Below are 20,184 nucleotides of genomic sequence, written 5' to 3' on the forward strand. Positions count from 1 at the left end.
ATGTAACGACCTTTCTTTTTTTGTTAAAATAAAGAAAAGGAGGAATGATTATGCAAAGAATATCTTTTGAACGCCCTACTGATTATTACGATGAAAAATTATATACTATCGATGAAAAAATTTGCGCCCTATTAAAAGAACGAAAAGAACTTTCAGGTGGTGGCACAGATGGACATTTAAATCATCATTTCCTTGTATCTCCTGCCCTTCCTGATAATTTGTCTGGAATAAGTTTACGATTCAAAGAACTCAATATGCCGTTTAGGAAAGATCAAGCTGTACTTGAATTTGAAATTAAGATAGATTAATAACGAAGCTGTCTCACAAACCATTTTCCTGACTAAAATCCGTTTATTTTTACTTTTATGTCCCTTAAAATGATCAAGCCCCTTTCCAAACTGGATAAGGGGCTTGCTTTACACCTTCAAACAATTACTCTTGTTGATTGTTATTGAACTTTCTTACCATCTTTATAGTCAAGGCAGGACACCTCAATTAATAAACCGTTAAATACTGTAAAATAAAAACCATAACTACTACCTCTCACTGAATAAGGTTCCTTGTCTATTTCAATGCCACCAGCTACTAAACGATTATACGCTTGATCAACTTCACTTAAAGTATCCACTAAAAAACCAATGTGAAAAGCTTCAGGATACATCACTTCCTTATTTCCCTTAAATGCTTTTGGATCGCTTAGCACAAGTATAAATCCACTCTCATCACTCATTACTACTAGTGCCTTTCCCTTTTGCTCCAAAAATTGAAAATCAAAAAATGTTTCAAAGAAATGTCTCGCTTCTGATAAATCATCAACACATAAATTCAAATGATTTAACTTCATTCACTCATCTCCTTTTAAGCAGAGGGTATGTAGACTCATTTTCATAACACTTAAATATGTAAGGTAAGATATTCAAGCGTTCCGTCTAAGACTATGCTTTATAGTCTAATACTTATTTCTATAGCCTAGAACGTTTTTTTAATGACTGCAATTACATAGAACGTTCGACGCGGAATATTAATTTACCTATAGAAAATGTCCACATTATTTATTTTTTAAATTATGAAAAACCCACTTAATCAAGAAAGTTGCTGAAGGAATGCGCTCTGTTGTATCTCCTAAAAATAGTTTATTAAGTAATGAATCTAAATGAATGGGCTTATTCGGTAACGTTTGAATATACCTTAAAACAGAACCAACTGGCGGTACTGGCTTATTATTAGCAGCCCATATCCCTTCTAATCATGTCCAAGTTGACGTATGAACTATATATGAAGCTTTTAACTCATCATTTTCTTTCAAAGCAGACTGAATTTTAATGAGTGAACTATGCAACCAATGAGAAATACCTTTCACTTTGCCGCTAGAAATACGATAGTTTTCAAATTCATATGTAGCTATTTCCTTTAACCTTTTCAACTCACCGCTTTTATCAAATAAAATTTCCCCTTCTAAAAATGAGTATAGTTCCATCGGATTGTTTTTAAAGTTTACTAATATTTGATTAACGTCTGCATACTTATATTCAACTAAAATTTTTTCTCTCATTTCAGAATGAAATTTATTCTTTTGCCCATCTTCTAAAAGAATATATAAGTCCAAATCCGAATCAGGATATGCATCACCCCTTGCAACAGATCCGATAAGCATACATCCATTTACCTTATCCATAGATAACATTTCAGCTACTATTGTCTGCACTAATTTTTTATGTAGTTCATGTTTAATAAATATTTGTGCGTCTAACATTTGTAACCTCCAAACATATTATTATGGAGCTATTCGTTACCTATATATGTTACTTCTCTCATACCTTTAATCTTCTACATACTTATTCAACAATTGTCAGTTCATATACAATTGCGTCTTTACTACTTTTTGTTTTATCTTGAATCGTAACAATATCGCCAGCTTTTATTTTCGAAGCATTCACTACTTTTACCATCTCTGGCGGAACAAATCCTCCATTGTTCTCTTTATTTAGCGGAAACTACTTTACTGATTTATTAGTTGCTTCTAAAATTTTATATTTAATTGTACCATCATACTTTATTTCACCAACAAGATCTTTTACTAATGTAGGTGTATATTTATCCTCTTCTTTTTCCAAAGAAATATGATCACCTATATCTAGGATACCGTTTCTTACAGGTGCCTCCCATTTTGTTGGATTTAAATCATTTAAACTTACTTTTACACTATCTTCTTTATTTGAGCTAGCATCTTTTAGAATTATATCATTATACTTCTGATCAATAATGATATACTCCTGCCGCTCTACTATTTTTACACTGCTTTCACGTTTTTCTTCCTCATTCTTAGATACTCCTTCTTTCACATTATTATTACTACATGCTGATAATAAAGTCGTTGCTAAAACTGTCATTAGTAATATTTTTTTCACTTCATTTACCACCATTTATAACTAAACAATTAAACATATATCACATCCATATTTTACTATAAATCAAAAAAAGAGGATATTTGTTTATTAATAAACAAATATCCTCTACCTTTACATATATATTACGACTGTTGATAAGCCGCTTTCGATGATTTCACATAGTAAACTGCGTGATCAACGTTAATGATATGATCTGGTTTTGGTTTACCACGACTCGCTCTATGCCCTGCTAAGTGTTCTTCACTTGTTTCCCAGTTTTTCCATGCTTCTTCAGATTCCCAGCGAATCATAACAACTACTTCTTCGTCGCCGCGTCTTACTTTTTTCACAAGAACACTTAAGTCGATAAAGCCTTCAAATTTTTCAATAATACCTTCTCCAGTGAAACGTTCTACAACTATATTTGATGTACCTTCTTTTACTGTAAATGTTTTCGTTTCGATAAACATATATCCCACTCCCTCTTTGTAATACGAATACTACTATTCTTCTATTATAGTTGATTATGATAATTATTTTCAATTATAAAGTTTAAATTTTTCGAATTATGCTGTTTTCTCTTCAACTGCCTCATCTAAAAATTTGAAATACGGAAGTAATATTCCTATTAAAGAAGTAACACATATAATTGCACCTATGATTAAAAATAGCGCTCTTACTCCCCACATTTCACTCAGTATTCCCCCTAATAACACACCTAATGGCATAGCGGATCGTATAAAAAATAAACGCACTGAAAATACTTGTCCTATCATATTGTTTGGTACTGTTTGTTGGCATATTGTTGTGTTATGAACATTGAAAAATGAAATACAAATGCCTGCAACTACTTCAATGAGCACCGCAATTACTATACTATGATTGAACCCTAGAGAAATGTATGTTAGTCCTCCTATAAACAATCCACCAAGCATAAGTATACGCCGGCTTTTATATGTTACTTTACCAACTAATATAGATCCAACTACATAGCCAAGCGGGAAACCAGCCATAAAATAACCATACTCCGCATACCCTGCTGACAGCTCATCTTTTATATAAGGAAGATTTGTAACCAGCGTTACCCCTACCCCAAATTGCACGAAAGTAAGAAAGACACCGAGCCAAACGATAACTGGTTTTGTGAAAAAATATGTAAAACCGTGAAGAAACTGTTCTAGCCATGTTTTCCGAATGGATTGTGTTGTTCTCTTTTCTTTTATATAAAGTAAGAAAGCACCACTAACAAATAGACAAATACATACGAAAGATAGTGTAAGTTCTACTCCAATCAAATGAATGACTACTCCACCTAATACGGGCCCAAGAAACATCATAAGTCGAGTCATTCCATCAATATACGCATTTGCTTTTTGAAGTTGTTCTTCACTTACAATGCTCGGTGTAATTGCTTGACTTGCAGGTGTATACAGCGGCGTAATAAGCCCAATTATTATTTGTACGATATACACATGCCAAACTTCTATACTACTAGTAAGTAACATGATTAACGGTAGTAAGAAAACCGAAGCTCGCACCCATTGTGAAAAAATCATAATCCACTTCCGGCTCCATTTATCAATAAATGGGCCGCTTATTAGTTGTAGTATGAGCGATGGAATAAAGTATAGTAACCACATACTACTTAATGCTGTTTTTGACCCTGTTAATTCGTAAACAAGAATTGAATTACATAACGTTCCGAAAGCCCCGCCCAATTCTGAAATCGCGCTACCAATCCACATAAAAAAAAACGAACGATTTTTCAACACATTTTTCAATTCCATACACCAACTTTTCTCTTAAATTCCTCCCTTTATGTACATTCTCGTTGTTAATTATCTATTCAAAAACAGATCTAATTCTTTCGCTAAAGACTGTACTGCTTTCTTTCTTAATACATATTTCCCGTCATGTATATCCACTAACTTCGCTGCACGTAACAATTTCAAATGATGGTGTACAGTCGATTTACCAAGTTGCAGCCTCTCCGTTATTTCCTGCAATGTTCGTTCTTTTTCAAACAACATTTTTACAATACGTAATCTCGCTTCGTCCCCGAGTGCTTTATGTTTTTGGACTAAAAAATAATTCGGTTCATACGGATCTTCAGGATGGATGCTTTCGTTTGCTACTGGGTAATGAAATACTTTCGTATCTTCAATATCCGCCTCAATATTCCACGGTCTGTATGTCATTTGTGGGATAAGAAGTACGTTGTGAACACTTGGTTCTGGCATATAGTTCACACCGCCAGTCGCCCACTCGACAAACTCTTCTGGTTTCATCTTTTTATTCATTTCATTTTTCGCTTCATAATCTCGTTTTAATATTGTTAGTATTTGCTCTTCCTCTCTCTGAATAACACTCTCATACCACCCTGTCATAACAGCGATTAAATGAGATTTCAGCAATTGTACATGAACATCACATATAAAACGAATATACGCGGAGAAAAACGGATGATCATGTGTCAGTTCCATTAGTTCATGTATTGCAATTACGTCTCCACTTGCTGCTAAATGTCTTTTCTCTTCATACTTCTCGCCTAAAAATGGTAAACATATATACTTCAAATCTTCTTCTGAAATCGAATCGATTTTAGCATGAAACTGTGATAAATCCTGAAATTCTCCTTCATACAATAACTGAAGCAATGCTTTCCACGTATTATGCTCTTCAACAAACTGTAAGTGCTCTCTCATTTCTTCTGTTAATGATTGTCTAATTTCTTCCCATTCACTTTGAGACTTTTCAAGAGTATCGATTAATCTCTTATGAGTAATTGCTGCAATGCCTAGTGAACATTCGAAAAGTATCGAATACTTTATTTGAACGTTGTACGTTTCCCTCTTTCTACTCGTTACGTGAAAGACTTCCATTCCATCCCCTCCTTGTTTGTTATAAATTAAATTCTATTTTTATCGAATTATCCCTTCTAATTTTTTAGAATTCATAAAAATATAAATTGAAATACACTCATTCTAAATTAGGAAGAATAGGAGCTTTTTTATATACAAATAATAACTCTCAAGGAGTTGTTGAGATGCATTTCATATTAAATATGTTAGGGATTTTCGTTGTCATATTAATCGTTTTTCTATGTTCGCCTAATAAAAAACATATAAAATGGAGACCGATCGTTATTCTAATCATATTGGAACTCTTTATTACATGGTTTATGTTAGGCACGAAGCTCGGCAGTATTATCATTAATAAAATTGCGTCATTTTTCAGTTGGCTACTGGCATGTGCGAATGAAGGAATTCGATTTGCATTTCCTTCAGCTATGGACAGTCCACACATTGATTTCTTCTTTAGTGCATTACTTCCTATCATTTTTGTTATTACTTTTTTCGATATTTTATCTTATTTCGGAATCTTAACTTGGATTATTGATAAAGTAGGTGCAGTTATTTCAAAGATTTCTCGTTTGCCAAAGTTAGAAAGCTTCTTTTCCATTCAAATGATGTTTTTAGGAAATACGGAAGCACTTGCAGTTGTTCGTGATCAATTATCTGTTTTAAAAGAAAATCGTTTGCTGACTTTCGGAATTATGAGTATGAGTAGCGTCAGCGGATCCATTCTCGGTGCTTATTTATCAATGGTGCCGGCAACATATATTTTCAGCGCAATTCCATTAAACTGTATTAACGCATTAATTTTAGCCAATGTATTAAATCCTGTGGAAGTTTCGAAAGAAGAAGATGTCGTATATACACCTTCAAAACATGAAAAAAAGGATTTCTTTTCTACTATTTCAAACAGTATGTTAGTCGGGATGAATATGGTTATCGTTATTTTAGCTATGGTAATTGGATATGTAGCTTTAACAGCATGTTTAAATGGGATTTTAGGATTTTTTATAACAGGTTTAACAATTCAAAAAATCTTCTCCATTATCTTTAGTCCTTTCGCTTTTTTACTCGGTTTATCGGGCAGTGATGCTATGTATGTAGCTGAACTAATGGGGATTAAAATAACGACGAATGAATTTGTTGCAATGATGGATTTAAAATCGAACCTAAAATCTTTACAACCACATACGATTGCGGTTGCGACGACATTTCTAGCTTCTTTTGCTAACTTTAGTACAGTAGGTATGATTTACGGAACTTACAATTCATTATTTGGCGGAGAAAAATCATCCATAATCGGTAAAAATGTTTGGAAGCTTCTTGTTAGCGGAATGGCAGTTTCCTTATTAAGCGCTATGCTCGTTGGGCTTTTTGTATGGTAAATACTCTTTAAAACAAAAGACACCCAAGCAAATTGAGTGTCTTTTATTATTATCGAATCTGACCATTTCCACGAATCACATATTTTGTAGAAGTTAATGCAGGAAGTCCCATTGGTCCCCTTACGTGTAGTTTTTGTGTACTGATGCCAATTTCTGCGCCGAATCCGAATTCAGATCCATCAGTAAAACGAGTTGATGCATTATGATACAGTGCAGCCGCATCAACAGATGTGAAGAACTTATTGACGTTTTCCTCATCCTCTGTAATAATCGCTTCAGAATGCATAGATCCATACGTATTTATGTGATGAATTGCTTCTTCTATAGAAGAAACTACTTTAACTGCCAGCGTGAGTGATAAAAATTCTGTTTCCCAGTCTTCTTCTGAAGCAAGTACAATTGAAGAATCAATTGCCAGTGCTTTCTGATCACCACGTAATTCCACGCCTCTTTCCTTCAAAGAAGAAAACAGCTCGCTACCATATTGCTGCGCCCACTTCTCATGAAGCACAATCGTTTCAATCGCATTACATACAGATGGACGCTGCGTTTTTGCATTAATAATAATATCAATTGCCATTTGTTTATTCGCTGTTTCATCAATGAAAATATGACAATTTCCTGCACCTGTTTCAAGTACCGGAACAGACGCTTCTCTCACTACCGTATCAATTAATTGTTTGCCTCCTCTTGGAATAAGAACGTCTAGATAATCATTCATTGTAAACAACTGCTTTGCACTATCCCGCGTTGTATCTTCTATAAGCTGTACACTTTCTGGAGGCAAGCTTGTTTCTTTGAGCGCTCGGTGAATAACGGCAACGATGGCTTTGTTAGAATTGATAGCAGAAGAACTACCACGTAAAATGACTGCGTTTCCTGTTTTCAAACAAATTGTAGCAGCATCTACTGTTACATTCGGCCTTGCCTCGTAAATCATTCCAACAACACCAAGTGGTACACGCATCTCCTGAATAGATAGTCCATTTGGTCGTTCCCATGCACTTACACATTCTCCGACAGGATCACGTAAAGCAATTAGCTGCTTAATCCCCTCTGTCATATCAATGATACGCTGTTCAGTCAGCATAAGACGATCAAGAAGAGAATCGGAAAATCCTCTTGCCTTACCTTCTTCAATATCCCGTTTGTTTTCCTCTAAAATATAAGCTGTTTCTACTATTAGCCTTTCAGCAAGTGCAGCAAGTGCTTCGTTTTTTTGACTTGTAGATTTTAGTACAAGTTCTCTAGCAATTTCTTTCGCTTTTTTTCCCTTTGCCAACACTTCATTCATTTTTATTTCCTCCTTTTTGATCTCTATTCTTAAAATGAAACCCAATAATCCCTATGGATGACTTCATAACTATGCCTTTCGCCTCTTGCTTGAATATCTTGGCTTTGCATACCTTTTAAATCTCTTAGTTCCTCTGCGCTATATGTGCATTGGCCTTTCCCTATTACGCGTCCTTGTTGCGTCATTACTTCTACGACTTCGCCAACTTTGAAAAATCCTGCCACATTCGTAACGCCAGCAGGAAGAAGACTCTTACCATGCTGAATGATAGCAGTAGCTGCTCCTGCGTCTATTTCAATTTGTCCGCTAACAAGTGAATGTAAGGCGATCCATTGCTTGTTCATCTTCATTTCTTTTTGAGGAGCATTACCGATATACGTTCCATCACCTTTGCCCTTCAAAACATCTACAAACTTCTCTTGTCCACGTCCTGTTCCAATAAATACACTCACACCAAGAGAAAGTGCCGTCTTCGCAGCATCGATTTTTGATTTCATACCGCCAGTCCCAAGTTTTGAACCAGCATCTCCAGCAAGTGAAACGATTTCTTCTGTAACTTCAGGAAGGAAATAATATTTTTTCGCATCCTCATTTTTCTGAGGATTTTTGTCATATAAACCATTCACATCCGTAAAAATCATAAGCATATCCGCCGAAACAAGCCCACTTACTAAAGCTGAAAGCATATCATTATCACCAAACGTTAGCTCCTCTAAAGAGATGGAATCATTTTCATTAATGATTGGAAGAGCAGAACGGTTTAGTAACTCTCCTAAAGTAGCGTAAGCGTTACTATATTGTTCTTTTCTAGAAAAATCACTTCTCGTCAGCAATAGTTGCGCAGTAACGATACCATATTTACGGAATTCTTCCGTGTACGCCTGCATTAACAAACTTTGTCCGACAGCCGCAGCTGCCTGTTTCCCTTTAATTGTTACAGGTCTACTAGGATACCCTAGAGCACAAAAACCTGCAGCGACGGCCCCAGATGTAATTAACAAAACTTCATGCCCTTCTTCTTTCAGTCGAGCCAATGCGGCAACGTGATCTGAAAGCTGTTCTTTAGAAATGCCTCCGTGACTATCTGCCAAGGAACTGCTCCCAATCTTTACAACAATGCGTTGTTTTTTCACTTTTATATCCCCCAAGTCTAAAATCAAAGTTTTTTATAAATTACACTTCTATTCTCATCAGTGCTGTACCTAGCCTATTTAAGGGCAAAATAAAAATGACCGCTTCGCCCTTAATAAAATAAAAAGGACGAAACGGTCATTGTTCCGCGGTACCACCTTAATTGATATACATAGATATCCACTTGGCGCCTATAACGCAGGCGAACGCCTAAACTTTCATTTAAGACTCAGGGATAGGTTCGATATATTCTATACGAGGAATCTTTCAGCCGGTGAATTCCACTCTCTTTCGCAAGAAGACATATGTACTATTTCCCTTCAACGATTTTCGATCTGATTTTTTTATATTATGCGATATAGTTCAATTTGGTGTCAAGTGGTATTTTTAAAAATAAATAGAGCCGCAAGTTATTTGTATGAAATTATTGTCCTAATGAATGAAAATACAAATCGATATAAGTCTAACACATATACTTAAATATAAAACCTCAAATTAAAGTGTATATATTTACATAATATCGAATATAATTGATTTTTATCTTTTACTGTTGCAAAAAGGAATATATTCTCTTAGAATGTTTCTTTATATTACATAAAGATGTTATTGTTATTTTAAGATAGCAATTTCAAAATGATATAATTTATTATAAAAGGAGCAAGATTAAGTTATTATGGATAAACAAATTGGATTTATCGGTTGCGGGAATATGGGAATGGCTATCATTGGCGGGATGCTAAACAAAAAGATAGTGTCTGCAAATAATATTATTTGTTCGGATTTAAACACTACGAATTTAAAACATGCTAACGAAAAATATAGGCTAACTACAACTACTGACAACAATGAAGTAGCTAAAAATGCTGATATTTTAATTTTATCAATTAAACCAGACTTATACGCATCAGTAATTAACGAAATAAAAGATGTGATAAAAAATGACGTTATTGTCGTAACGATCGCTGCTGGAAAAAACATCAAAAGTACAGAGGATTCTTTTGATAAAAAGTTAAAAGTTGTACGAGTAATGCCTAATACCCCTGCTCTCGTTGGAGAAGGTATGTCTGCTTTATGCCCTAATGAAATGGTGACAGAAAAAGACTTAGAAGATGTGCTAAACATTTTCACTAGCTTTGGTCAAGCAGAAATCGTAAGCGAAAAATTAATGGACGTTGTAACATCTGTAAGTGGTTCGTCGCCAGCATACGTATATATGATTATAGAAGCGATGGCAGATGCAGCTGTATTAGATGGTATGCCTAGAAATCAAGCATATAAATTCGCTGCTCAAGCTGTGTTAGGCTCTGCAAAAATGGTACTAGAAACAGGCATTCATCCAGGTGAATTGAAAGATATGGTTTGTTCTCCTGGTGGAACAACGATAGAAGCTGTAGCAACATTAGAGGAAAAAGGATTACGAACTGCAATTATTTCAGCAATGCAGCGCTGTACGCAAAAGTCTGTTGAACTGTCTGGTCAAACGAAAAAGTAAAACGATAAAAGAGGTTACGTTAGCTATAAATTCACATGAGTTCAACTAGAAAATAGTGGATTACATACTCTCCGGTGTTCACTAAATAATAAATGGACAAACTCATAGATACTTGAGTTTGTCCGTTCTTTTGATTATATTACAATAATTTTATTTATATCTTCTTTTGAGATTTTAGTTTTATCCCTTCCTTATTCCCTACTATGATTGTGTAATTTTATTAGAAACTAATAATTTTTCAATGCATTTCGGTAACATATCTAATAGCGTTTCAAATGCGTAATTTACATCTAAACGTTCTGTCCATTGATGTGCATCTTTTCCTACCGGCCCCATATTTAATACCGGAACGTCAAACTCTTCTAGATCCTGAAGTGGAATCGAATAACCTTTATCCCATAATGGCATATTGTCTACAAGTGAACTCATTGAATCTAGTGGATTCTGTAAGCCCACATAGCTCAAATCTGAAATTCCTCCAAAATAGTTTTGGTTTTCAAATGTAATATTATGATTGTAGTGAGCATACTTTTCCATTTCTGCAACTACTTCTTTAATTAACGAGTTGTTGCGTGAACTTACTGCTGGATAATATGGCGGAGCAAAGAAAAGTACAATCATCGGAGCCTTTTCTTTACATAAAATAGCTAGTTTATCCACTAAATCAATTGTTACCGCACGATCATCTTTATCTTCTCTATTTTTGATTATACTAGATTGAATATCATCTATTTTCTCTTGCCCATGTTGTTCAATTGCATAAGCGATAAGCTCTTCATACGTTAATATATTTACTTTCATATTAGGCGGTATAAACGGATTATATTTAGAAAAACGATATGCTTGCTTCTCGTATGATTCTTCTATTTTCTCTGCTACTTTCGTTACTTTTTGACGTAACAATGAAACGACATCTGTCATCGTTTTTTCCAGTAAAAACAAATTGAATAATGTGACTGCACGATGCGGAATTTGTACAGAATAATCCTCCTTTAAATCACGTTGAAGTAAGTTAGTTGGGGGAGGACTTGCTTCTCCTTCTACAACATCACAAAGGTCCGTATTCAATTCTAATTCAGCCGTTAATAAAGCAGCCATATAACTCCCATTTAAGCCTGCAAATGGTTCACCCACATGTGTTTCTTTACCATAGCAAAGAAATCCAGGTAACACTTTACCAATAGAACCAGTATAAATATACTTATTTTGGTCACCAGGATGTCGTGAAAACATAGGCTCTGAATTTAATACCGTTTTATAATCCAAGTTATGTTCTCCTGCTAACTCTAGTAGTCTTGGAACAGCAGCCCTCATCCCTACAGAATTTACTTCTTCATCTGGAACGGCTAATAAAAGAACATTCCCGTCAAACCTTCCTTCACAGGCTTGCTCAATCATTGCCATTTGTAATGCGAGGCCGCATTTCATATCCATTGTTCCTCTGCCAAACAGCCAATCTCCTTGTTCTATATCTTCACGTACTTGATCTGGTAATTCATCTTTATGAGAATAAAACATAGACGTTAACTTTTTAGGATTGAATGCATCTTCTTTCCACACTCCGTAATCTTGTACATCTACAACATCAAAGTGACTAACTAGAATTACTGTATTTTTCGTACTATCGCTTTTCTTTACTAGGGCTGTAACAAAAAATCGTCCGTCCCCCGTCGGATTTTTTTGCAAATGATGCGGGTTTTCTTTGAAGTACTGTAAATCAGATAATTGTTCCACAACAAAGTCTGGCAATATCACTTCAGCTTCTGTACCTGTAATACTAGGAATTTCAACAAGACTGCTTAATAATTGAATCAATTGTTTTTTTGATTGCCACTTTGACATATAAATCCCCCTATTTTTCCGCATTATGAAATTGAATTCCAGTATATGAATAAAAAATGACGACAGTTATCAAAATTATAGTTCTGATGTACTGCCGATTTTTATTGATATTTCATGAGCTGCTTGTTTTACCTTACTAATAAGAAAAGATAGTCGATCATCATTTATACGATGACTAATTAACCCAACACTTAATGCTCCTACTACTTTATGATTAAATCCGATAATAGGTGCAGCTACTGAAGCTGTCCCTTCTGTTTTTTCACCATAACTTACCGCATATCCTTCAGTTTTTATTTGCTTTATTTGATCTAAAAGAATGTGCTTTTGTTCTGGTAATGAAGAAAGTAAATGTTCTACAATATGTTCCATTTCATTCGTTTTCATATTGGCCAGCATCGTTTTATTTGCGGCACCAATTGAAAGTGGAATTTGTTCCCCTAAGTTATCAATAACTCGAATTTTTAAAGGGCTATCCATTCTTTCAATGATAATAGAATGTGTTCCATTTGGAATGTTCAAATAAACACTTTCTTTCACTTCAGAGGCTAACCGCTTCATCACTTCTCTTGCAACTGATCTGTAGTCTACTTTCTCCAGTTGACGTAATCCTATTTCCATCCACATTGGCCCAATTTTGTACTGTTTCGTTTCTGAAATTTGCATGACTAACCCATGCTCGATTAAAGAGTTAAGCAACCTATGTACTGTACTAACTGGGAGATGTGTTCTATCCGCAATATCAGAAATAGCCCAATACTCTTTTTCATTTGTAGAATTTAACAACTTTATAATACTTATCGCTCTATCAATGGACTGTACCATAACTCACCTCAACTTGACTTGTAATATGCTAGTTCGCTCAATTACCTATCAATTTAACAAAAATTTGAAATGAAATCAATCTGTTTATTCAATTTTCTAAAAATAAAAATATACCACTGATAATAATTTGTAAGCGCGAACAAAAAAATATTGACTTTTCTTTTTTAATTACCTGAAAATTAAACTATGGCTGTAATTAAACTCCACTTAGGATTTGAACTCCCCTCATAAAAACTATTATTTAAATAAAAACTCTCCTTAAATAAAAAGAATTAAGGAGAGTCTTTTATAAACGATAAAATTATAGTTCAGATTTCACCCGAACAGAAACATTATTTTTAATTATATTTTTGACTTCTTTAAAGCTAACAAAATTGTTACTTTTCTCATCCCAAAGACGGAAGCGAAGTGAACGTAAGCTTGTAAAATGAAGTGGCTCCTGCCTTTCTAAAGAAATTCTCCTCACGAGGAATCCCTTTAAACGCTTTAATTATGACGATCGCTATTTCTGCTTTTTCTCTTTTGACGAGCGTTGTAACTGCCGAAACAGTTTACTTATGGTTAATTTCCATTTCTGGCGTCATAACTATCATTGTTTGGATGTCAATTTGTGTTTCTCAATTCTTTTTCCGTAAACATTATTTAGCCGAAGGTGGAAAATTACAAGACTTAACATTCAAAACTCCACTTTATCCTCTTGTACCTATTCTTGGCTTTGGATTGTATGGCATTATATTAATTAGTCTTATCTTTATCCCTGAACAACGACTTGGAATCTATTGCACTGTACCGTTTATCATCTTTTGCTACACCTACAATCACTTTAAAGTGAAGAAAAGAATTGCTACTAACACTCGTAGTGAAACTAAAATTATCGAGACTATGTAATACTATACTTATATAAAAGATCGCACATGGCTTTCATTTCATATGCGGTCTTTTATCATAGTCATTTGTTTTATTCCCTTTTCATTCATTACCTCATACGAGTCAGTATTACTATATACCTTTACTTGGATTGCAAGTTCTTTGAAAAGTGATACCGATTTCCATAATGCGGTAAATACTACAATACTAGTAATTGGAATTTCCCACTTTTTATACGTTATTGATTTTCCTTACTGTTACTGTTTTGATATATTGAATATATATTGCTTAAAATTTTAAAAAGACAGGAGTTATCTACAATGATAAAAGGTTTCGGGGGAATATTTTGGAGGACTAACAATCTTGATGTTATAAAAAAATGGTACAGTGAAGTGTTGAAAATTGAAATAGAAAATTGGAATGGGACTGTGATTAAACCCCAATTAGGAAATGAGACTATTTTTTCTTTCTTTACCGAAAATGATAATTATTTTCCAATAGAACAGCAAGTGATGTTAAATTTTGAAGTACATAATTTAAATGAGACTATTCAGCATCTTGAACATATTGGTGTACCTCTTGAAAAGAAAGAAGAAATTAGTGAGTTCGGAAAGTTTATTTGGATTAAAGATCCTGAAGGTCGATTGATCGAGCTTTGGGAGAAATAATGGGTTGTAATCATTTGCTATTAAGGTAACGGTTGCTTTCATTCAACAAAATAAATAAAAAAGTCGATTTCTTTACTCCACTGAAAATCGACTTTTTTCTATCCCATCCGCCATAAAATGAAACTACTTCCCTAGATTAGATTGCTTCCAAACAAAAGATACGAAAAATAATTTTTCTGGCTGCTTATTTCTCCCTTCTAATTCGCTTTAAAATTATATAATGGCTTAATAATGTGCTTTATATCTATTGTTTCTTTTGTATTTTCGATAATTTCATCCATTGGCTTGTATGCCATTGGTGCCTCATCAATTGTGCTCTCTACTACCGATGTAGTCCAAACCTCTTTCATCGTATTTTGGAAGTCCTCTAGACTCAATAATTCTTTAGCCTTCTTACGACTCATGATACGCCCTGCCCCATGCGGACCAGAAAAGTTCCAGTCTGGATTACCTTTACCAAATGCAATAATTGAACCATCTCGCATGTTAATTGGAATAATTACTCGTTCATCTTTCTGAGCTGAAATAGCCCCTTTTCGTAGAATCATATTTTCCATGTCAATATAGTTATGTATTGTAGTAAATTGATCAGTTACTTTCCAATCCATTTTCGTAACAATTTCATCAATCATTGCTTTACGATTGAACTCAGCATACTTTTGGGCTATATTCATGTCATTCATATAATCTTTGAATCCTTTTCCTTCTAAATAAGCTAATTCTTTACGAATCTGTGGCTTCTTAATTCCACGTAAAGTTTCTTGTATTTCTTTTTCTCTCCCCTCTTTAGTTAATCTCTTAATAATCTCATCTTTCATTGATGTAACATGAATGAGTTGTTCATACGCGAAGTTCTGGTAATACTCTGCTATTTGTTTACCTAAATTACGAGAACCACTATGAATGACAATATATACATTTCCTTTATCATCTTCATTTAATTCAATGAAATGATTTCCTCCTCCAAGAGTACCTATACTTTTTTGGGCTCGTTGTAATGTATATGGGGCCTTCACACCATCAAAATCAATCATTTTTGAGAATCGATGTTCTTTATCTCGGATACGAAAACCACTTGGAACAAATTTACGAATCGTTTCGTCTAAGTAATCGAAATTAATTTCTTCTTTTTTCTTATCAATCACAACAACTTCCATACCACAACCAATGTCTACCCCTACAAGATTAGGAACAATTTTATCTTGTATTGTCATTGTTGTCCCAATCGTACAACCTGCTCCTGCATGTGTATCTGGCATAATACGAATTTGACTATCCTTTACGAATTCTTGGTTACAAAGATCAATAATCTGCCCAGTTGCAGTCTCATCAACGTTATTCGTAAATACTTTTGCTTCATTGTATTTCCCTTGTAATTTCAACATCTTTCATGTCCCCTTCCTTTTGAAAAAATTATTTTATTACGTTGTATGTGTTTATAATTACTATCATCCACTTCCTGCTTTCCATTATATATGCACTATATCCTTCACTATAATAAAAAATTAAAATGATTCATTTTGTTTACATAACATAATTACTGTCTCTTTATATTTATACCTACACATAAGCATTCCCCCCCTCCTCAATATCGGTCATATAATAATTAAACAAAAACTCCCCTTAAATCGAAAATGATTAAGGAGAGTTTTTTATATACGATGAAATTATAGTTCAGATTTCACTCGAACAGAAACATTGTTTTTAATTATTTTTTTGAATTCTTTAAAGCTAACAAAATTGTTACTTTTCTCATCCCAAAGACGGAAACGAAGTGATTGTAAGCTTGTAGCAAGTGTAATCGTTGGTACATTTTTTAACGGAAGCGTATTATTGTGTGCTTCTTCTAGCTTATAATTAGGTACTCTTGGGCTTAAATGGTGAACATGATGGAATCCAATATTACCAGTTAGGAATTGCAAGATTTTTGGAAGTTTATAAAATGAACTTCCTTCCACTGCCGCTTTCACATATTCCCAATCTTTATCCTCTTCAAAATAAGAATCCTCGAATGTGTGCTGTACGTAAAACAGCCAAATTCCTACTGAACCTGCTATTAAGAATATCGTACCATGCACTAACAGAAACGATTGCCACCCAATTGCCCAGCAAAGTATAGCTATTAAAGCAACGATTATAATATTCGTCAAATAAGTATTCATACGTTCTTTCTGTCTAGCACCTTTTCGGTTAAATCTATTTTTAAGCAAGAAAACATAAATTGGACCTAATCCAAACATAACAAATGGATTGCGATATAAACGATATGCTAAACGAAGTCTAAATGGCGCAGCTACATATTCATCCACTGTAAGCGTCCAAATATCTCCTGTACCTCGTTTATCCAAATTACCACTTGTAGCGTGATGAATAGAATGCTCATGTCCCCATTGATCAAACGGGAATAATGTTAACACACCCATACATGTCCCTACTATTCTATTTGCAGGTCGACTTTTAAAGAATGAATAATGGGTACAATCATGAAAAATAATGAAAATCCGTGTCATAAAACCAGCGGCTAACAGAGATGGAACTAATGATAACCAATAAGAAACGGACAAACTTTTATAAGCAAGGTACCATAAAATAATAAAAGGTACGATTGTGTTAATAAGTTGCCACACACTTTTTTTAATCGTTGATTTTTCATAAGGAGCAACTTGTTTTTTTAAATTTTTAGTATTTTCTAATGTCATTGGTCTAATTCCTTTCCTTTATGTTGCTAATTCACATTATAGCATACTATTAGTATCAGGTGTTAAAAGTAGATGTAATAAATATTATATAATATAAAAATCTCTTTTTTCTTACTCATTAGTTACAAATTACTTACGTCCAAAATAGCCTATATAATCGGACAAATGGAACATTTCATTTATAAAAGAAACTTCTATTTTTCCCAATAAATACATAAAAAACAGAGAGCTTTTTCACAAGAAAAAAAAAGAGCTGCCACAAGTCAAGTTTCACCGACTTATGACAGCTCCTTTTCATTTTATTTTAGCGATGGATCCAAACTGCACCTGCAGACTTGTCTTCTGCTTGACCTACTACTTCAAACTTTAATCCTAGTTTCGGTAACTTACGTCCTGCATCTGGAATCATGCTATTGATGTACTGCTTAGAATCATCAAATTTCGCAACACCTGGTAATCCTTTATAGTCAAAGATACCGCGAGTTGGCGAATCTACTCTCCATGCTGGCGTTTGATCGAATGAGAATGCAGCATCAGCAATTTGATAACGCGTACTGCTCTTCACAGTCGGTTGTCCGTTTAATGTCCCTACGATTGCCTCTGGATGAGAATCTACTACTCCTAAGAATCCTTCACCTGGATGAACCCCTACCCAGTTATCTGTAAAGCTTTGATCCGCATACCATACAACCATTCCTGTATTAAATACTGGACCACGCGCATGTTGTAACGCCGTGTCAGAACCAGCGTAATTTCTCCACTCTACATAGTAGTTATGTTTCTTCTGTTCAAATCCGTTAGACACCGTAAACCCTTTTAATGTCATTGCTGGTTGGCCTTCTGCATCATCTGAGAAAACAACTTTGCCATTTACAGTTAATGCAGCATTATCTAATGCAAATCCTTTATAAGCTACTGCAATATCTGTTACATACTCAAATTGCAGTTTTACTTTTTTCCCTTTGAATTGGCTTAAATCGTATGATTTATCAACCCACTTACCATCCGTTGTATCCACGCCGCCTTTTACATCTTTTTCGCCCATTCTATCAATGCGTGTCTTCGTTCCATCTTCTGCAATCGCATATACGTCAAGGAAATCATACTTCGCTTCCAGTTCGTAGAATGCTTTATAATCGAACTTAGCATCCGTTGCATTTGTTAAGTCAAATACTGGTGTCTCAAGTGTTGTATGAATGTCATTTCCTTTTGTGCTGTAGTAAAACTTCTTACCAAATGCCGATTCGATATTTTTAATATCTTTGTCTGGCAAGTTAACACGAACGATTCCTGGTCGTTTTGATTTTGTAACACTTTGATCTAAATATGTTGCAGTACCGATTCCTGTGCGAAGTTTATCATAATCCACCTCAACGATATTCGCCCAGTTCCCCTTCATATTCTTTTGGAAAAACTCTTTATTTTGTGGTGAGAAACTTGTTGGCTCTGTGCCTGCAATTTTTCCAGCCCAGCTACCGCCGCTCATAATAGACCATGATTCAACAGGTTCACCTTGTCCAGAGTACTTTGTATCATATTCATCTGGTAATCCTAAATCATGACCGTACTCATGCGCAAACACACCAACTGCTCCATCTTCAGGCTCAATTGTATAATCATATGCAGCCATCTTTCCGCCCCAGTTTGATACAGAAGATTTCGTACCATCAATCGCATATGGCTTTGATCCTAGTTTTGAACGATGAGACCAAATCGCATCATCTTTCAATTTACCGCCACCAGCTTCTTGACCTACGCCAGCATGTACAACCATTAAGTGGTCAATAATTCCATCTGGCTCGTTTTTATTTCCATCACCATTTTGATCGTATTGATCGAATTGGTCATAATCTGCTAAATTTATCCCTTTTGCTACCGCTGCTTTTAATGCTTCTTTTACAAGATCACGTGGCCCTAAAGGACCTTTGTTATCATGACCAGTTCCCGCATCCGCACCATAATCTGACGCTTTTCCTGGAACAGTAAGCCATTCTGTTACAGTTCCATCAACTGTGTAGCTACCACCAGATTGTTCTTCATAATACTGTTTAAATGTATTAATCTTCGATCCATCAAATAACGTAAATGGCTCATCGCCAAATAACATTTTTTGATAATGTTCACGATTAAAGTCCTTAGAATACATGTAACCCGGTTCTTGATCAATATTATTATGCTTAAAATCGCTAAATTCTACGAGTAAAACAAGTACTTTATCTTTTCGAACAGCTCCATTGTACTCAGCTTGCTTCGCTGGTGTAGTCGGTACTTTTCCATTTAATTTTCCAGGGTTCAATCCTGCACCTTGTCCAGCTACCGGTCCTACTTCGGGTTGCTGCGCCTGTTCATTTTCCTTCATTTTTGCATCTTTTACTTTTTTCAAAAAATCTGAAGCTTCTTGCGTAAGATTATCCCCTGTCATGATTTCTTTTCCAGGGTTTTCCCCTTTCTTTTTCTCAACATATTTTTCGACAGCCTTTGATGTCTCGGCTTGTGATGCAGATTGATCAATTACTCCCCGTTGTTTCAGCGCTTCTGCCAAACGCTCCTCAGGTATTAAATGCTCATCTATTGGTAGAGATGGTGGCGTATCAGCATACGCTGCATGACTTCCAAAAGCAAACGTACTACTTAGCACTGCCGCTGTTGCTAAAACTGATAATGGTTTTAACTTCTTATTCTTTTTCAATGCTCTTCCTCCCCAGTGGTTGCAAATTATCGTTTTTTTTGCCGATAGGA

15 protein-coding genes, 4 pseudogenes and 1 other annotated feature are annotated in these 20,184 nt (G+C 34.8%); of the genes and pseudogenes, 5 read left to right on the forward strand and 14 right to left on the reverse strand.

The genetic code is table 11. From position 1 onward, the window contains the following. The first annotated feature begins 50 nt into the window (after window positions 1-50). Window positions 51-308, forward strand: a complete 258-nt coding sequence (locus tag KZZ19_RS14460; RefSeq protein WP_237980126.1) for a hypothetical protein — start codon at window positions 51-53, stop codon at window positions 306-308. Window positions 309-448: 140 nt separating this feature from the next. Here KZZ19_RS14460 and KZZ19_RS14465 read toward each other — a convergent pair whose 3' ends face one another. From KZZ19_RS14465 to KZZ19_RS14490, 6 genes and pseudogenes are all read right to left on the reverse strand, one after another. Then, window positions 449-844, reverse strand: a complete 396-nt coding sequence (locus KZZ19_RS14465) for a VOC family protein (RefSeq protein WP_237980124.1) — start codon at window positions 842-844, stop codon at window positions 449-451. Window positions 845-1,048: 204 nt separating this feature from the next. Continuing rightward, window positions 1,049-1,753: pseudogene (locus KZZ19_RS14470) on the reverse strand (nucleotidyltransferase domain-containing protein). 82 nt (window positions 1,754-1,835) lie between these two features. Further along, a pseudogene (locus KZZ19_RS14475) lies at window positions 1,836-2,423 on the reverse strand (hypothetical protein). Window positions 2,424-2,530: 107 nt separating this feature from the next. Next, window positions 2,531-2,857 carry a heme-degrading monooxygenase HmoA gene (gene hmoA, locus KZZ19_RS14480; RefSeq protein ID WP_000469503.1) on the reverse strand — a complete coding sequence of 109 codons (327 nt, stop codon included), beginning with the start codon at window positions 2,855-2,857 and terminating at the stop codon, window positions 2,531-2,533. Between the two features lie 96 nt (window positions 2,858-2,953). Continuing rightward, complete coding sequence (locus tag KZZ19_RS14485; RefSeq protein WP_237980122.1) at window positions 2,954-4,174, reverse strand: MFS transporter; 1,221 nt, start codon at window positions 4,172-4,174, stop codon at window positions 2,954-2,956. Between the two features lie 51 nt (window positions 4,175-4,225). Next, window positions 4,226-5,269: an ArsR/SmtB family transcription factor gene (locus KZZ19_RS14490; RefSeq protein ID WP_237980121.1), complete on the reverse strand. Its 1,044-nt coding sequence runs from the start codon at window positions 5,267-5,269 to the stop codon at window positions 4,226-4,228. A gap of 164 nt (window positions 5,270-5,433) precedes the next feature. Between KZZ19_RS14490 and KZZ19_RS14495 the strand changes: the two genes are divergently transcribed. Then, entirely contained in the window at window positions 5,434-6,627 is a 1,194-nt protein-coding gene (locus KZZ19_RS14495; protein ID WP_237980119.1) for a NupC/NupG family nucleoside CNT transporter, read from the forward strand. 49 nt (window positions 6,628-6,676) lie between these two features. On the opposite strand, the gene KZZ19_RS14500 is transcribed toward KZZ19_RS14495, so the two are convergent. After that, window positions 6,677-7,921: a glutamate-5-semialdehyde dehydrogenase gene (locus tag KZZ19_RS14500; protein WP_088096781.1), complete on the reverse strand. Its 1,245-nt coding sequence runs from the start codon at window positions 7,919-7,921 to the stop codon at window positions 6,677-6,679. Window positions 7,922-7,950: 29 nt separating this feature from the next. Then, the gene (gene proB, locus KZZ19_RS14505) at window positions 7,951-9,054 is read right to left on the reverse strand and encodes a glutamate 5-kinase (RefSeq protein WP_098341705.1); all 1,104 of its coding nucleotides are present in this window, start codon (window positions 9,052-9,054) and stop codon (window positions 7,951-7,953) included. 120 nt (window positions 9,055-9,174) lie between these two features. Next, window positions 9,175-9,385 (reverse strand) — a binding site (T-box leader). Between the two features lie 340 nt (window positions 9,386-9,725). Between proB and proC the strand changes: the two genes are divergently transcribed. Then, window positions 9,726-10,544, forward strand: coding sequence for a pyrroline-5-carboxylate reductase (gene proC / locus KZZ19_RS14510; protein WP_088096783.1), 819 nt, complete (start codon window positions 9,726-9,728; stop codon window positions 10,542-10,544). Between the two features lie 201 nt (window positions 10,545-10,745). Here proC and KZZ19_RS14515 read toward each other — a convergent pair whose 3' ends face one another. The 3 genes and pseudogenes from KZZ19_RS14515 to KZZ19_RS14525 form a co-directional block, all read right to left on the reverse strand. After that, window positions 10,746-12,410 (reverse strand): M20/M25/M40 family metallo-hydrolase, encoded by a 1,665-nt coding sequence (locus tag KZZ19_RS14515; RefSeq protein WP_237980118.1) that lies wholly within the window; start codon window positions 12,408-12,410, stop codon window positions 10,746-10,748. A 51-nt stretch (window positions 12,411-12,461) separates the two neighbouring features. Beyond that, window positions 12,462-13,211: an IclR family transcriptional regulator gene (locus tag KZZ19_RS14520; RefSeq protein ID WP_237980116.1), complete on the reverse strand. Its 750-nt coding sequence runs from the start codon at window positions 13,209-13,211 to the stop codon at window positions 12,462-12,464. 301 nt (window positions 13,212-13,512) lie between these two features. After that, window positions 13,513-13,635: pseudogene (locus KZZ19_RS14525) on the reverse strand (fatty acid desaturase); the annotation flags it as partial. 2 nt (window positions 13,636-13,637) lie between these two features. On the opposite strand from KZZ19_RS14525, the pseudogene KZZ19_RS14530 reads away from it, so the two are divergent. Next, a pseudogene (locus KZZ19_RS14530) lies at window positions 13,638-14,099 on the forward strand (amino acid permease); the annotation flags it as partial. Window positions 14,100-14,398: 299 nt separating this feature from the next. Next, window positions 14,399-14,746 (forward strand): VOC family protein, encoded by a 348-nt coding sequence (locus KZZ19_RS14535; RefSeq protein ID WP_087981015.1) that lies wholly within the window; start codon window positions 14,399-14,401, stop codon window positions 14,744-14,746. A 197-nt stretch (window positions 14,747-14,943) separates the two neighbouring features. On the opposite strand, the gene KZZ19_RS14540 is transcribed toward KZZ19_RS14535, so the two are convergent. The 3 genes from KZZ19_RS14540 to KZZ19_RS14550 all read right to left on the reverse strand — a co-directional run bounded on the left by KZZ19_RS14540 (window position 14,944) and on the right by KZZ19_RS14550 (window position 20,134). Then, complete coding sequence (locus KZZ19_RS14540; protein WP_237980115.1) at window positions 14,944-16,131, reverse strand: RtcB family protein; 1,188 nt, start codon at window positions 16,129-16,131, stop codon at window positions 14,944-14,946. Window positions 16,132-16,413: 282 nt separating this feature from the next. Continuing rightward, window positions 16,414-17,445 (reverse strand): fatty acid desaturase, encoded by a 1,032-nt coding sequence (locus KZZ19_RS14545; RefSeq protein ID WP_140392480.1) that lies wholly within the window; start codon window positions 17,443-17,445, stop codon window positions 16,414-16,416. A gap of 304 nt (window positions 17,446-17,749) precedes the next feature. Then, entirely contained in the window at window positions 17,750-20,134 is a 2,385-nt protein-coding gene (locus tag KZZ19_RS14550) for an immune inhibitor A domain-containing protein (protein WP_237980114.1), read from the reverse strand. Window positions 20,135-20,184 lie beyond the last annotated feature (50 nt).

This window comes from Bacillus thuringiensis, from assembly GCF_022095615.2.
Classification (GTDB): domain Bacteria; phylum Bacillota; class Bacilli; order Bacillales; family Bacillaceae_G; genus Bacillus_A; species Bacillus_A cereus_AG.

Coding starts and splice junctions, on each gene's coding strand:
- KZZ19_RS14540 (WP_237980115.1), bottom strand. CDS start 16,131: ATGTTGAAATTACAAGGGAAATACAATGAAGCAAAAGTATTTACGAAT.
- KZZ19_RS14545 (WP_140392480.1), bottom strand. CDS start 17,445: ATGACATTAGAAAATACTAAAAATTTAAAAAAACAAGTTGCTCCTTAT.
- KZZ19_RS14495 (WP_237980119.1), top strand. CDS start 5,434: ATGCATTTCATATTAAATATGTTAGGGATTTTCGTTGTCATATTAATC.
- hmoA (WP_000469503.1), bottom strand. CDS start 2,857: ATGTTTATCGAAACGAAAACATTTACAGTAAAAGAAGGTACATCAAAT.
- KZZ19_RS14515 (WP_237980118.1), bottom strand. CDS start 12,410: ATGCGGAAAAATAGGGGGATTTATATGTCAAAGTGGCAATCAAAAAAA.
- KZZ19_RS14535 (WP_087981015.1), top strand. CDS start 14,399: ATGATAAAAGGTTTCGGGGGAATATTTTGGAGGACTAACAATCTTGAT.
- proC (WP_088096783.1), top strand. CDS start 9,726: ATGGATAAACAAATTGGATTTATCGGTTGCGGGAATATGGGAATGGCT.
- KZZ19_RS14520 (WP_237980116.1), bottom strand. CDS start 13,211: ATGGTACAGTCCATTGATAGAGCGATAAGTATTATAAAGTTGTTAAAT.
- KZZ19_RS14460 (WP_237980126.1), top strand. CDS start 51: ATGCAAAGAATATCTTTTGAACGCCCTACTGATTATTACGATGAAAAA.
- KZZ19_RS14485 (WP_237980122.1), bottom strand. CDS start 4,174: ATGGAATTGAAAAATGTGTTGAAAAATCGTTCGTTTTTTTTTATGTGG.
- KZZ19_RS14465 (WP_237980124.1), bottom strand. CDS start 844: ATGAAGTTAAATCATTTGAATTTATGTGTTGATGATTTATCAGAAGCG.
- KZZ19_RS14490 (WP_237980121.1), bottom strand. CDS start 5,269: ATGGAAGTCTTTCACGTAACGAGTAGAAAGAGGGAAACGTACAACGTT.
- KZZ19_RS14500 (WP_088096781.1), bottom strand. CDS start 7,921: ATGAATGAAGTGTTGGCAAAGGGAAAAAAAGCGAAAGAAATTGCTAGA.